At 68.7% G+C, this 12,938-nt stretch carries 10 protein-coding genes; 5 read left to right on the forward strand and 5 right to left on the reverse strand.

The window, feature by feature from the left end; all coding sequences use genetic code 11:
• The coding region (gene ybaL / locus K0M70_RS01995) for a YbaL family putative K(+) efflux transporter (RefSeq protein WP_290778595.1) at nt 1–1,232 on the reverse strand (1,232 nt) is incomplete at its 3' end.
• A gap of 129 nt (nt 1,233–1,361) precedes the next feature.
• Here ybaL and K0M70_RS02000 point away from each other — a divergent pair.
• Entirely contained in the window at nt 1,362–3,230 is a 1,869-nt protein-coding gene (locus tag K0M70_RS02000) for an ATP-binding cassette domain-containing protein (protein WP_290778597.1), read from the forward strand.
• A gap of 27 nt (nt 3,231–3,257) precedes the next feature.
• Here K0M70_RS02000 and K0M70_RS02005 read toward each other — a convergent pair whose 3' ends face one another.
• Nucleotides 3,258–4,841, reverse strand: coding sequence for a diguanylate cyclase (locus K0M70_RS02005; protein WP_290778600.1), 1,584 nt, complete (start codon nt 4,839–4,841; stop codon nt 3,258–3,260).
• A 309-nt stretch (nt 4,842–5,150) separates the two neighbouring features.
• Here K0M70_RS02005 and K0M70_RS02010 point away from each other — a divergent pair, with 309 nt between their 5' ends.
• The gene (locus K0M70_RS02010; RefSeq protein WP_290778603.1) at nt 5,151–5,300 is read left to right on the forward strand and encodes a DUF3096 domain-containing protein; all 150 of its coding nucleotides are present in this window, start codon (nt 5,151–5,153) and stop codon (nt 5,298–5,300) included.
• A gap of 82 nt (nt 5,301–5,382) precedes the next feature.
• On the opposite strand, the gene ggpS is transcribed toward K0M70_RS02010, so the two are convergent.
• Nucleotides 5,383–7,668 carry a glucosylglycerol-phosphate synthase gene (ggpS, locus tag K0M70_RS02015; protein WP_290778606.1) on the reverse strand — a complete coding sequence of 762 codons (2,286 nt, stop codon included), beginning with the start codon at nt 7,666–7,668 and terminating at the stop codon, nt 5,383–5,385.
• Nucleotides 7,665–8,912: an MFS transporter gene (locus tag K0M70_RS02020; RefSeq protein ID WP_290778609.1), complete on the reverse strand. Its 1,248-nt coding sequence runs from the start codon at nt 8,910–8,912 to the stop codon at nt 7,665–7,667. The genes ggpS and K0M70_RS02020 overlap by 4 nt, the downstream gene beginning before the upstream one ends.
• Before the next feature lie 174 nt (nt 8,913–9,086).
• Here K0M70_RS02020 and K0M70_RS02025 point away from each other — a divergent pair, with 174 nt between their 5' ends.
• Nucleotides 9,087–9,416: a zinc ribbon domain-containing protein gene (locus K0M70_RS02025; RefSeq protein WP_290778611.1), complete on the forward strand. Its 330-nt coding sequence runs from the start codon at nt 9,087–9,089 to the stop codon at nt 9,414–9,416.
• 47 nt (nt 9,417–9,463) lie between these two features.
• On the forward strand, nt 9,464–10,153 hold the full coding sequence (locus tag K0M70_RS02030; RefSeq protein WP_290778613.1) for a hypothetical protein: 690 nt from the start codon (nt 9,464–9,466) through the stop codon (nt 10,151–10,153).
• A 57-nt stretch (nt 10,154–10,210) separates the two neighbouring features.
• On the opposite strand, the gene K0M70_RS02035 is transcribed toward K0M70_RS02030, so the two are convergent.
• A complete protein-coding gene (locus K0M70_RS02035; protein ID WP_290778616.1) occupies nt 10,211–10,972 on the reverse strand; it encodes a DUF3011 domain-containing protein in 762 nt (253 codons plus the stop codon).
• 172 nt (nt 10,973–11,144) lie between these two features.
• Between K0M70_RS02035 and aspS the strand changes: the two genes are divergently transcribed.
• Nucleotides 11,145–12,914: an aspartate--tRNA ligase gene (gene aspS / locus K0M70_RS02040; RefSeq protein WP_290778619.1), complete on the forward strand. Its 1,770-nt coding sequence runs from the start codon at nt 11,145–11,147 to the stop codon at nt 12,912–12,914.
• The last annotated feature ends 24 nt before the right edge of the window (nt 12,915–12,938 follow it).

The following is a 12,938-nucleotide window of genomic DNA, read 5'->3' on the forward strand; positions in this document are numbered from 1 at the left end:
CTCTGCGGGCCCGGCGTTTCCGCAGCGCGCGGTTCGGGCGAGTGGCTGGCCTTGGCCTGCCAGCGGTCCAGCACCACGAAGATAAGCGGGTTGGCAATGATGGACAGCAGCCCGCCGGCCAGCACCAGGTCGCGACCCTCGGGCGGCAGGATGGCCAGCGACACGCCCAGCCCGGCCAGGATGAAAGAGAACTCGCCGATCTGCGCCAGGCTGGCCGAAATGGTCAGCGCGGTGGAGTTGGGATGCCCGAACGCCCGCACGATGGCATAGGCCGCGAGCGACTTGCCGACCGTAATGATCAGGAACGTGGCCAGCACCGGCAGCGGCTGTTCCACCAGGATCATCGGGTCGAACAGCATGCCGACCGACACGAAGAACAGCACCGCGAACGCGTCGCGCAGCGGCAGCGAGTCCGACGCGGCCTTGTGGCTCAGGTCGCCGTTGAGCAGCATGCCGGCGAAGAATGCGCCCAGCGCGAACGACACGCCGAACAGTTTCGCCGAGCCGAACGCCACGCCCAGGGCGATGGCCAGCACCGACAGCGTGAACAGCTCGCGCGAGCCAAATCCCGCCACGCGCTGCAGCAGCCACGGGATGGCGCGCTTGCCCACCACCATCATCAGCACCACGAAAGCGGTGACCTTGGCCAGCGTCAGGCCCAGCGAGCCCAGCACCGAACCCGTGCCCGGCTTGGCGTCGCCCGCGCCCATGGATTCGGCCAGGGCCGGCAGCAGCACCAGCGCCACCACCATCACCAGGTCCTCGACGATCAGCCAGCCCACCGCGATCTTGCCGCGCTTGGTTTCCAGCAGGCGGCGGTCCTCCATCGCCCTCAGCAGCACCACGGTGCTGGCCACCGACAGCGCCAGGCCAAACACGATGCCCTCCAGGTGCGACCAGCCCAGCCACCACGCCAGGCCCCAGCCCAGCAGCGTGGCCACGGTGATCTGCACCGCCGCGCCGGGGATCGCGATCCACTTCACTTCCATCAGGTCTTCGACCGAGAAGTGCAGGCCCACGCCGAACATCAGCAGGATCACGCCGATCTCCGACAGCTCCATCGCCAGGTCCGGGTCGGCCACGAAGCCGGGCGTGAACGGGCCGACCAGGATGCCCGCCACCAGATAGCCCACGATCGGCGACAGACGCAGGCGGTGCGCCAGCGTACCGAAGACGAAGGCCAGTACCAGGCCTACGGCGAGAAGGGCGATCAGCGGCGTGTCGTGGGGCATCGGGGCTCCGTCGTGGAAGGGGGCTATTGGAGTATCGCGGCTGGCGTCGCCCCGGGGCAAATCCGGGGCCGTCGCCGGCCTGCTAGAATGCGGGCCCTCGCCTGCACGCCTCGCCTCCGGCCCAACCCCATGATCGCCTTCCGAAATTTCGCCCTTCGTCGCGGCGAACGCCTGCTGCTGTCGCAGGTGGACCTCAGCCTCCACGCCGGCTGGCGCATCGGCGTCATCGGCCGCAACGGCTGCGGCAAGTCCAGCCTGTTCGCCGCGGTGATGGGCGAGGTGGAGGCCGACCAGGGCGACATCGACCTGCCCGGCAAGGTGCGCATCGCTTCGGTGGCGCAGGAAACTCCGTCGCTGCCCGACGCCGCCATCGATTTCGTGCTGTCGGGCGACACCGAGGTGCACGGCATCCTGCTGGCCGAAGCCGCGGCCATGGCCGCCGAGGACTGGGACGGGGTGGCCAACGCGCACCAGCGCCTGGCCGAGATCAACGGCTACGACGCCACGGCGCGCGCCGGCCGCCTGCTGCACGGCCTGGGCTTCCCGGCCGCCACGCACGGCCGCGCGGTGTCGTCGTTCTCCGGTGGCTGGCGCGTGCGCCTGAACCTGGCCAAGGCGCTGATGATGCCCTCGGACCTGCTGCTGCTGGACGAACCCACCAACCACCTCGACCTCGACGCCGTGCTGTGGCTCGAGGCCTGGCTGTTGAAGTACCCGGGCACGCTGCTGATGATCTCGCACGACCGCGAGTTCCTCGACGGCGTCAGCACGCACACGCTTCACCTGCACGACGGCAAGGCCAAGCTGTACGTGGGCGACTACACCAGCTTCGAGCGCCAGCGCGCCGAGCACCTGCGCCAGCAGCAGATCGCCCACGAGAAGTCGCAGGCCGAACGCGCCCATCTGCAGAGCTTCGTGGATCGCTTCAAGGCCCAGGCCAGCAAGGCCCGCCTGGCCCAGAGCCGCATGAAGCGCCTGGCCAAGATGGCCGGCACCGAAGCCGTGCGCGCCGAGCGCAGCTTCCGCATCCAGTTCTCCGAACCGGCGCGCCTGCCGCACTCGCTGATCCGCCTCAACCACGTGGACGCCGGCTACGCCACGCCGGCGGCGCCGGTGAAGATCCTCAACGACGTCGGCTTCGGCCTGGAGGCCGGTGACCGCGTGGGCCTGCTGGGTCCCAACGGCGCCGGCAAGTCCACGCTGGTGAAGACACTGGTGGGTGAGCTGGCGCTGCTGGCCGGCGAGCGTGTGGCGCACCCGGACCTGCGCATCGGTTATTTCGCCCAGCACACGGTCGAAAGCCTGCACGAGGGCCAGAGCCCGCTGTGGCACCTCAAGGAGCTGGCGCCCAACGCCGGCGAACAGGTGCTGCGCAGCTTCCTGGGCCGCTGGAATTTCGTCGGCGACCGCGCCTTCGAGTCGGTGGACGGTTTCTCCGGTGGCGAGCGCGCCCGCCTGGCGCTGGCGCTGATCGCCTATCTCGAGCCGAACGTGCTGCTGCTCGACGAACCCACCAACCATCTCGACCTGGACATGCGCGAAGCGCTGGCCGAGGCGCTGAGCGACTTCGCCGGCGCCATCGTGCTGGTGTCGCACGACCGCCATCTCATCGGCCTGGTCTGCGAAACCTTCTGGCGCGTGGCGGACGGCAAGGTCGAGTCCTTCAACGGCGACCTGGACGAATACGCGGCCTGGCTGCGCAGCCGCAACAACGAGCCGCGCCCGGCCAAGGCGGCGGCCAAGGCCGCGCCCGCCCCGGCACCCAAGCCCGTGCGCACGAAGCACGAAGCCGATCTCGCGGCCAAGCGGCTCAAGCAGGTCGAGGCGCGCATCGCGCTGCTGCAGGAAGAACTGGTGCGCGTCGAGACCCAGCTCGCCGACCCGGCCATTTATGGCAACGACGGCGGCATCGAAATCGGCCAGCTGGCGCAGCGCCAGGGCGAACTGTCGAAGGAAAAAGACGAGCTCGAGTCGGAGTGGCTCGCGCTGGCTGATTGAGCGCAGGTCAGGGCGCCGGACTCGGCGTCAGGACTTGATCGGGACGGCGCAGGGCAGTTCGGGAAGCAGCACGTCGAACTGGCTGCCGTGGCCCTCGCCGGCGCTTTTCGCCGACACGCTGCCGCCGTGGGCCTCCAGCAGTTCGCGCGCCACGGCCAGGCCGATGCCCAGCCCGCCCTTGTGCACCGCCATGGCCTGCGTGCCGCGCGAAAACAGGTCGAAGATGCAGTCCAGGGTGCCCTTGGGCATGCCGATGCCGTTGTCCGAAACGCGCACGCAGATGCCGCCGCCGCTGCGGCGCGCAAGAATGCGGATCTGGCCACCTTCGGGCGTGTACCTGGACGCATTGTCCAGCAGGTTGGCGAAGGCCTGGGCGATGCGGGTGGGGTCGCCGTCCACCAGGCACTCGCGCCGGGGTATGCGCAGGTGCAGCTTCTGGTTCTTCAGCGCCAGCGCCGGTTCCCAGGCCTGAGTCACCCGGCGCAGCGCGGCGAAAAGGTCCATCGGTTCACGCTCCATCCGGAACCGGCCAGCCACCGTGGGCGAATCGTCCAGCAGGTCATCCACCAGCCGGGCCATGTGGAAGACCTGGCTGTCGATGACGTGGCGCATCCGGGTGAGCTGGTCTTCGTCGCGGGCGGCGCGCTGGATCAGCTCGGCCACGCTGCGGATCGGCGCCAGCGGGTGCCGCAGTTCGTGGGCCACCATCGCCAGGAATCGCACGCGCCGGCCGTGGACGGCCTCCGACTCGGGGTCCGCGGGATGCTTGGCCAGCACCTTCAGCACCAGTCGTTCGTTGGCCTGGCGCAGCGTCTGGTCGTTCTCGGCGCTCTTTACCTCGTCCAGGGCCCTGGTGTCGGTGGTGGTGGGGACGGAGTGGAACTGGTAGCTGCTGCCCGGCAGCTTCTTGGCCCGGTACATCGCCTGGTCGGCTGACTCCAGCAGGTCGGGCACCTCGCTGCCGTCCTCCGGAAACAGGCTGATGCCGATGCTTGCCCGCACCCCGCTTGCGCAATCCGCCAGCAGGTGCGGCTCGGCCAGGGTTTGCAGGATTTTGGCGGCGATCAGGCCGGCGTCCTCGACCTCGGAGATTTCCGACAACAGCACCAGGAATTCGTCGCCGCCAAAGCGGCTCACGGTGTCGGTGTCACGCACCGCCGACTCGAGCCGGCGCGCCACCAGCTTCAGCAACTCGTCGCCGCGGGCGTGGCCGTGGGTGTCGTTGACCTGCTTGAAGTGATCCAGGTCCAGGAACATCACCGCCAGCCGAGACTTGCGTCGCCGCGCCATCGCCATGGCCGTACCCATGCGGTCGAGCATGACCGTGCGGTTGGGGGTGTCGGTGAGCGGGTCGCGCTGCGTGGCCACGGCCAGTTCATCCAGCCCGCGCACCGCCCGCTCGGCGATCCGCGCGGCCTCCTCGGCCGCCATGCTCAGGCGCAGGAAGGCGGCTTCGCGCTCGGCCTGGGTCATGGCCTGGTAATCCTGCGGCACCGAGCCCAGGCTTTGGCGGAATTCGGCCAGCGCCGTGCGCAGGTCGTCGGCGTGTACCGCGGTGCCGATCGCTGATGCCGGTGCCGATGGATTGCGAAGCTGCGACGTGTTGCTCATGTTCTACCTTCGTTTCAGCAACGACGATGAGTGGCGTGCCCGCGAAAAAAAAGCCCCGGCCGAAGCCGGGGCTGTCCCGAAGTGCCACCAAAATTTTTGTTCCACCGAGCTGGGCAAGGGGCGCGGCAGCCGTCATTCATGGCCACGACCTTGACAGATATAGCGGTCGGGTTATGTTCGCCAGCACACCCAGGCTTGGCTCGGGTTCGATCAGCGGCCAGCCGGGCGCTGGCTATGTGCGCTATCGCACGGAGCGATGCGGAGCCGTTTCCGCATCATCCGGGCCACTACGATGTACGGAGCATCGCCATGAACCTGCACCTCACCCTCGCACCCATCATTGCCCTGATCGCCGGCATCCTCATCCTGGTGCGGCCGCGCCTGCTGGCCTACATCGTCGCCATTTACCTGATCGTTATCGGCATCCTAGGCCTGGTGGGCTCCGGCGCGTTCCGCTAGTTCCTGCAGGCTGCGGCAGTTCGGCAGCGCCGCGTCGCCATCGCGCTGGCGCTGCTTCCGGCCGCTGGTCTTCCGCGGAGGCTCAGCTGGCGGCGACGGCGGCCAGGAAGTCGCGGCCCCAGCGCTGCACGTCGTATTCCTCCACGATGCCGTAGAGCTGGCGCAGGCGACCTTCGGCCTCGTCCTGGCCCATCGCCAGCGCCTGGCCCAGCGCGGCGGTCAGGTCGGCCGGATCGTGCGGGTTGGTCTGCAGTGCGCCCTTGAGTTCGGCGGCGGCGCCGGCGAACTCCGAAAGCACCAGTACGCCGCGCCCGCCCTCGATGCCCTGGGTGGCCACGAACTCCTTCGCCACCAGGTTCAGGCCGTCGCGCAGGGGCGTGATCCACATGACGTCGGCGGCCGCGTAGTGCGCCACCACCTCTTCGAACGGCAGTGGCCGTGCGAAGAAGCGCACCGGCGTCCAGTCCAGCCGCGAATAGCGGCCGTTGATGCGGCCAACCGCCTGTTCGATCTGCGTCTGCAGCTTCTGGTAAACGGTCATTTCCTTCGCGGCCGGCACGCAGATCATCACCAGGGTGACCTTGTCCAACAGGTGCGGCTGGGCCTCGAGCAGGCGCTCGAAGGCGCCCAGCTTCTCCAGCGTGCCCTTGGTGTAGTCCAGCCGCTCTATCGACAGCACCAGCTTGCGCGGGCTGATTTCCCGGCGCAGCTTTTCCATGTTGTTGCGCACCGACGGCGTGGCCAGCAGCCCGCGGATGCGTCCCAGGTCGGTGCCCACCGGATGCGCGCCCAGCCCGACCTCGCGGCCGCCCACGCCGATGCGCGTGGTCATCACGTCCATGCCCACCGCGCAGCCGTAGGTGAGGAAGCGCGGCGCGCACGACTCGCGCGCCAGCACCTGCGCCGGCATCGCGCCGCGCACCACGTCCACGAAGTTTTCCACCTGGCGCGGGATGTGGAAGCCGATGTAGTCGCAGCTGAGCAGGCTGCCGATGATCTCGCGGCGCCACGGCACCACGTTGAAGATGTCGGCGGACGGGAAGTACGTGTGGTGGAAGAAGGCGATCCTGAGGTCGGGGCGCAGCTCGCGCAGGCGGCCCGGCACCATCCACAGGTTGTAGTCGTGCAGCCAGACCGTGGCGCCCGGCGCCGCTTCGGCGGCCACGGCTTCGGCGAAGCGCCGGTTGACACGCAGAAAGACTTTCCAGTCCTCTTCGCGGAAGCGCGCGCGCTCCCAGAACGTGTGCAGCATCGGCCAGAAGGCTTCCTTGGAAAAGCGCTTGTAGAAGGCGTCCACCTCGGCCTTGCTCAGCGGCACGCGTACGGCGGTGAGATGTGGGTACAGCTCGGAATCCACCGGGGTGTGCGTTTCGAACTCGCCGTGTTTCTGGTCGTCGACGCTCCAGGCCACCCAGGAGCCGTCCTGGCCGCCGGCGAAGAAGCTCAACAGACTCGGGATGATGCCGTTGGGTGAGCTGGGCCGGCGCCGCTGCAGCTGTCCGTCCTCGATGAACTCCTCGTAAGGCAAGCGGTGGTAGACCATCACCAGCGAAGCGTTGCCGGTTCGGTTGGCCTCGGGCTCGGCGCGATGCGGGTCGTCCACGGCCAGCAGGTCGAAGTGTTCGATCGCTTCCAGGATGCCGCCGCAGCCGGTGGCCTTCGCATGCAGCACGTGGTCCAGGCTGGCCGTGGCTTCAAGCAGCGCGGTTTCGGAGTCGCCCACGCACACGCCCTGGAAACCGGCGACGTACATGGACAGGTCGTTGAGCGTGTCGCCGGCGACCAGGATGCGCTCGCCAGGGATGCCCAGCTGCTCGGCCAGGGCCTGCAGGGTGCGACCTTTGTCGGTGCGCGGCGGCAGGATGTCCAGGTAGAGGTCGGCCGAATAGAGCGCGGCGCAGTCCAGCGCGCGCGCGGCGGCTTCAATGCCTGCGCGCTGCGGCTCGAGTTCACCGGGCTCGCAGAAGTACGAGCAACGGCGTTCCTGCGGCACGTCCTGGCGACGCAGCGCGGTGAACTCGCGCATGGCCTCGGCCACCGGGCGTTCGCCCGGCCAGCGGGCGTCGATGTGGGACTGCAGGGGCTGCAGGGGCTGCAGCGTGCGGCCGTCCACCACCGTAGCCCCGACGTCGCAGACCACGTAGTCCGGGCGCGGCAGCGAGGGGTCGGCCAGCAGGGGCATCACGGCCTCCAGGCCGCGGCCGGTGATCCAGACCAGGTGGATGTCCGGGTGGCGTGCCACCAGGCGATAGAGCTGCTGGCGCTGGTCGGCGTCGCCGGCAAGGAAGGTGCCGTCCAGGTCGGTGGCCAGGACGAAGCGTGCGGGAGACGCGAGTTCGGTGGGGCGAAGGGCTGTCTGGGTGCTCAATGGTTATCCTTGCGAAGGGGTTGGGTCTGGGTTTCGGGCAGCAGCGCCAGGACTCCGGGCGTGGTGCGCAACATCGGGTGGAACGGGGTCGGCGCCATGCGCGCGCGACGGTGGAAGGCCAGGCGGCTGGCCAGGTAGAGCACCAACAGGCCCAGCACGGCGGCGAAAAAGGCGGGCAGGGCGCTGGCGCCGTGGCGCGACATCAGCGCGCCGGCCAGCGCCGGCCCGATCGCGGCGCCGATGCCGTGCACCAGCAGCAGGCTGCTGCAGCCCGCCAGCAGTTCGTCGCCGGGAAGGGTGTCGAGCATGTGCGCCACCGCCAAGGGGTAGATGGAGAACGCCACGCCGCCGTAGGCGAAGAAGGTCGCGTAAACCGCCCAATGCCCCCAGCCGGCAGCCGGCACCGCCAGCAGGGACAGCGCGGCCGCGGCGGCGCAGGCCAGCATCAGCCCGATGCGGCGGTCCATCCGGTCTGACCAGCGGCCCAGGGGCCACTGCAGCAGCGCGCCGCCCAGGATGGTCGCCACCATGAAGTAGGCGATGCCGTCCCGGCCCAGCCCGATCTGCCCGGCATAGGTGGGTCCCAGGCCCCAGAACGCGCCCATCGCCAGACCCGAAAGCCCCGCGCTGGCTGCTGCGGCGGGTGCCGTGCGGTAAAGCCGCGCCAGGCCGAGCCGGGGCGTGGCCGGGAAGCTGGGCTGGGCCAACCGCGTCAGCGTGACCGGGAGGGCCGCGGCGCAGACCAGGATCGCCACCAGGCTGAACAAGGCGAAGCCCCGGTCCACGCCCAGGCCCAGCAACAGCTGTCCGGCGGCCAGCGCTGCGAGGTTCACGGCCATGTAGACGGCGAAGACGCGGCTGCGGTGTTCGCGCTCAGGCTGGGCGTTGAGCCAGCTCTCGATCACGGTGTACAGGCCCACCAGCGCCGCGCCGGTGACCAGGCGCAGGCCGAACCAGACCACGGGATCGACCCACAGCGGGTGCAGCAGCACCGCGATGGCGCAAACGCCGGTGTAGAACGCGAAGGCGCGGACGTGGCCAATGCGCCGGATCAGCGGCGGCGCCGCGAACGTGCCCAGGAAGAAGCCGGCGAAGTAGCCCGACATCACCAGGCCCAGGGTGCGCTCGTCGAAACCTTCCAGCCCGCCGCGCACCGCCAGCAGGGTGCCCAGCAGCCCGCTGCCCATGAGCAGCAGCGCCACGCCCGCCAGCAGGGCGGACAGAGGCAGAAGCTTGGAAATCATTCAATCAGCCAACAGTTAGCAGTGCGATATTGTAACACGTTGATCTGAATGGAAAATTTACCAATAATCAGTTGCTTGCGAGGTCTGCGGCAGGGCGCCGGGCTTGAACTGGAGGCCGCGATAGCAGCTAATTCAGCCATTCGGCCCCGGGCCGCACGAGTCCTGTCTTTCGCCATGCCCATCTATGCTTTCGAGTGCGACGCCTGTGGCCACCGGTTCGACCGCCTGCAGAAACTCTCCGACGCCGACCCCACCGTTTGCCCGGCCTGTGGCCAGGCCCAAGTGCGTCGCCAGCTGACCGCGCCCAGCTTCCGGCTTGCCGGCGCCGGCTGGTACGAAACCGACTTCAAGAAGGACGGCGACAAGAAGCGCAACCTGGCCGAAGGCGGCGCCGCCAAACCCGAAGCCAGGCCCGAGCCGGCGGCCAAGACGGAGCCCGCGGCCAAACCAGCCGCCAGCCCGCCCGTCAAGCCGTCCGAACCCAAGTCCACGCCCTCCGGCTGACCGCGGCCAGGTTGCCGCCCGCTTCCCGGGCGCGGTAGGGTCGGGGCATGAAAACCCTCCTGCCCGCGGCGAGCCTGCTCGCCTCCGCCCTCCTGCTCGCCGCTTGCGCGGGCCAGCAGACCACGCCTTCCGAAGCATCGGCCCCGGCCGCGCTGGGCCTGCCCGAGCCGTTGGCGCCCCCGGCTATCGACCAGGCCGCGCTGGCGCCGGTGGACGCCTTCATGGCCGCCATGGCCAGCCACTGCGGCCAGGCCTTCGCCGGCAAGGTGCGGGTGGACGTGCCCGAGTCCCCCGACAACGCCTTCGCCGGGAAGGCGCTGGTGATGCACGTGCGTGAGTGCCGCGAGGGTGAGGTCAAGGTTCCGTTCCACGTCGGCGACGACCGCTCGCGCACCTGGGTGCTGACCCGCACCCCCGGCGGCCTGCGGCTCAAGCACGACCACCGGCACGAAGACGGCACGCCGGACGAATCGACGATGTACGGCGGCGACACCGCCGAGGCGGGCACGGCCGTTCGCCAGGCGTTCCCCGTGGACGCCGAATCGATTGCCATGTTCGAGCGCCTCGGGCTGACGGCGTCGGTGGTCAATACCTGGGCGATGGAGATCGAGCCCGGCAGGCAGTTCGTCTACGAGCTCTCGCGGCCGGGAGGCCGGCTGTTCCAGGTCGAGTTCGACCTCACCAAGCCGATAGCGCCGCCGCCGGCGCCCTGGGGTTCGGAAGCCGCCCCGGACTGAAACGAAAAAGGCCGCCCTGGGGCGGCCTTTTCCTTTGCAACGCCCGCGTGGGCCTGCTCAGTTGCGCGGGGCGAACCGGCCACGGCAGCCGCGATCAACCCAGATCGAGTTGCTGTTGGTGTAACCCCAGTTGCGACCCTGGACGCACTGGGTGTCGGAGAGGTTCTCGATCAGGTACGGACGGCCGAAGCGGCTCTGCCAGGCGCAGGTGCGGTAGCGGTTGTCTTCACTGCTGCAGGTGACGTTGTAGTTGTTCTCCGGACGACCCGGGCCCCAGCCCGAGCGCGACTCGACGAACTCCGCGCGGCAGCCACGGCTGACCCAGACGGTGCCGCGGCGCTGGCCCCAGCTGTAGTTCTCGCGGCAGGTGTCGCGCGAGAGGGTGCGCGAAAGCTCGGCGCGGCTGCGGAAGTTGGTGACGCACTCGCGGTAGCGCTCCTTGATGCTTTCGCAGAGCACCGCGCGGCCACCGCCACTGTTGCCGGGGTAACCGTTGTTGCCGCCGTTGTTGCCGCCATTCCAGCCGCCGCTGTTTCCGCGCAGGGACTGGGCGATGTCGGTCTTGATGCGGCTGAAGGTCCAGCCGGAGTTGATCTGCGCCAGGTAGAAGTCGCGCTGGTCCGAGGGCAGGCGGCGGCCGTTGGACTGTTCTTCGTACTCGGTTTCCAGCACCCGGATGCGGTCGCGCGGGGCGAGCTGGCGCAGGTCTTCGGGAGCATAGGAACGGGTGCCCGACTGCGCCTTGGGCTGCGCTTGCGCCACCGGGGCCGTCGCAACCAAGCCGATGGCAAGCGATGCTGCCAGTAGAAGCCTGTACATGGGAATCTCCTTGAAGGACTTTGGACGGGGTCGGGCCCGCAAACCGACTATATATCTACGCCGGCAAGCCCCGCTGAACCGTTCCCATTTGCCCGCACCCCCCGCGGGGCCTTAAAATTCAAAGGTTTCCGTCGCCCCGTCCGGGGCACGGCGTTCTTCCCCCGGAGCAAGCATGCGCACCCATTTCTGTGGCCTCGTGGACGAGTCCATGATCGGCCAGACCATCACCCTTTGCGGCTGGGCCGACGTTGCCCGCGACCTGGGTGGCCTTTGCTTCATTGACCTGCGTGACCATGAGGGCATCGTGCAGGTGGTGGCCGAGCAATCCGACCACGCCGGCAACGCCGCCGTGGTGGCCGCTGCGGCGAACGTGGGCTACGAGGACTGCCTGCGCATCACCGGCGTGGTGCGCGCGCGGCATTCGGTGAACGACAAGATCCGCACCGGCCAGGTCGAAGTGCTGGCCACCGTGATTGAGGTGTTGAACAAGGCCGAGCCGCTGCCGTTCCACGCCCATGAGAACCCGGGCGAGGAATCGCGCCTGAAGTACCGCTACCTCGACCTGCGCCGCCCCGAGATGCAGAAGATGATGCGCACGCGCATCAAGCTGGTGCAGGCGCTGCGCCGTTACCTCGACGCCCGCGGATTCCAGGACATCGAAACCCCCATCCTCACCAAGGCCACGCCCGAGGGCGCGCGCGACTTCCTGGTGCCGGCGCGCATGCACCCGGGCGAGTTCTACGCCCTGCCGCAGAGCCCGCAGCTGTTCAAGCAGATCCTGATGGTGGCCGGCTTCGACCGCTACTACCAGATCGCGCGCTGCTTCCGCGATGAAGCCCTGCGTGCCGACCGCCAGCTGGAATTCACCCAGCTGGACATGGAGTTCGCCTTCGTGCGCGAGCGCGATGTGCAGGACTTCGTGGAAACCATGATCCGCGCCATCTTCAAGGAAGTGGTGGACGTGGAGCTGGCCGCCAGCTTCCCGCGCATGACCTGGGCCGAGGCGATGCGTCGCTTTGGTTCGGACAAGCCGGACCTGCGCATCGCGCTGGAGCTGGTGGACGTGGCCGAACTGGTCAAGACCAGCGAGTTCCCGGTGTTCACCGCGGCCGCCAACGATGCCGATGGCCGCGTGGCCGCGCTGCGCATCCCGGGCGGCGCCAGCCTGTCGCGCAAGCAGATCGACGAATACGCCGCGCACGCCGCCAAGTACGGCGCCAAGGGCCTGGCTTACATCAAGATCAGCGAGAGCGGCGAAGTCAGTTCGCCGATCGCCAAGTTCTTCAGCGAAGACGCCTTCGCCGCGCTGGTCGCCCATGTCGGTGCCGGTAACGGGGACATCGTGTTCTTCGGCGCCGGTGGCTACAACAAGGTCTCCGACTTCATGGGCGCCCTGCGCCTGAAGGCCGGCAAGGACTTCAACCTGGTCGCCGCCGGCTGGGCACCGCTGTGGGTCACCGATTTCCCGATGTTCGAGTACGACGACGAAGCCCAGCGCTACGTCGCCCTGCATCACCCCTTCACCGCCCCGGCGGTGGACGACATTGCCGACCTGCACGCGAATGAAAAGACCGCCGTGTCGCGTAGCTATGACATGGTGCTCAACGGCAACGAGATCGGCGGTGGCTCGATCCGTATCCACCGCTCGGACATGCAGAGCGCGGTGTTCGAGCTGCTGGGCATTGGTGCCGAAGAGGCCGAGGGCAAGTTCGGCTTCCTGCTCGATGCGCTGCGTTTCGGCGCGCCGCCGCACGGTGGCATCGCCTTCGGCATCGACCGTATCGCCGCGCTGATGGCCGGCACCGAGTCGATCCGCGACGTCATCCCGTTCCCGAAGACCACCGGCGCGCAGTGCCTGATGACCGGCGCCCCGTCGCCGATCCCGGACGAGCAGCTGGCCGAAGTGCACGTCCAGGTGCGTCCGCGCGCGGTCAAGGAATAAGGCTCGGCAGGTACCGGCCGACCA

The sequence above is a fragment of the Arenimonas sp. genome (assembly GCF_019459675.1).
GTDB lineage: Bacteria > Pseudomonadota > Gammaproteobacteria > Xanthomonadales > Xanthomonadaceae > Arenimonas.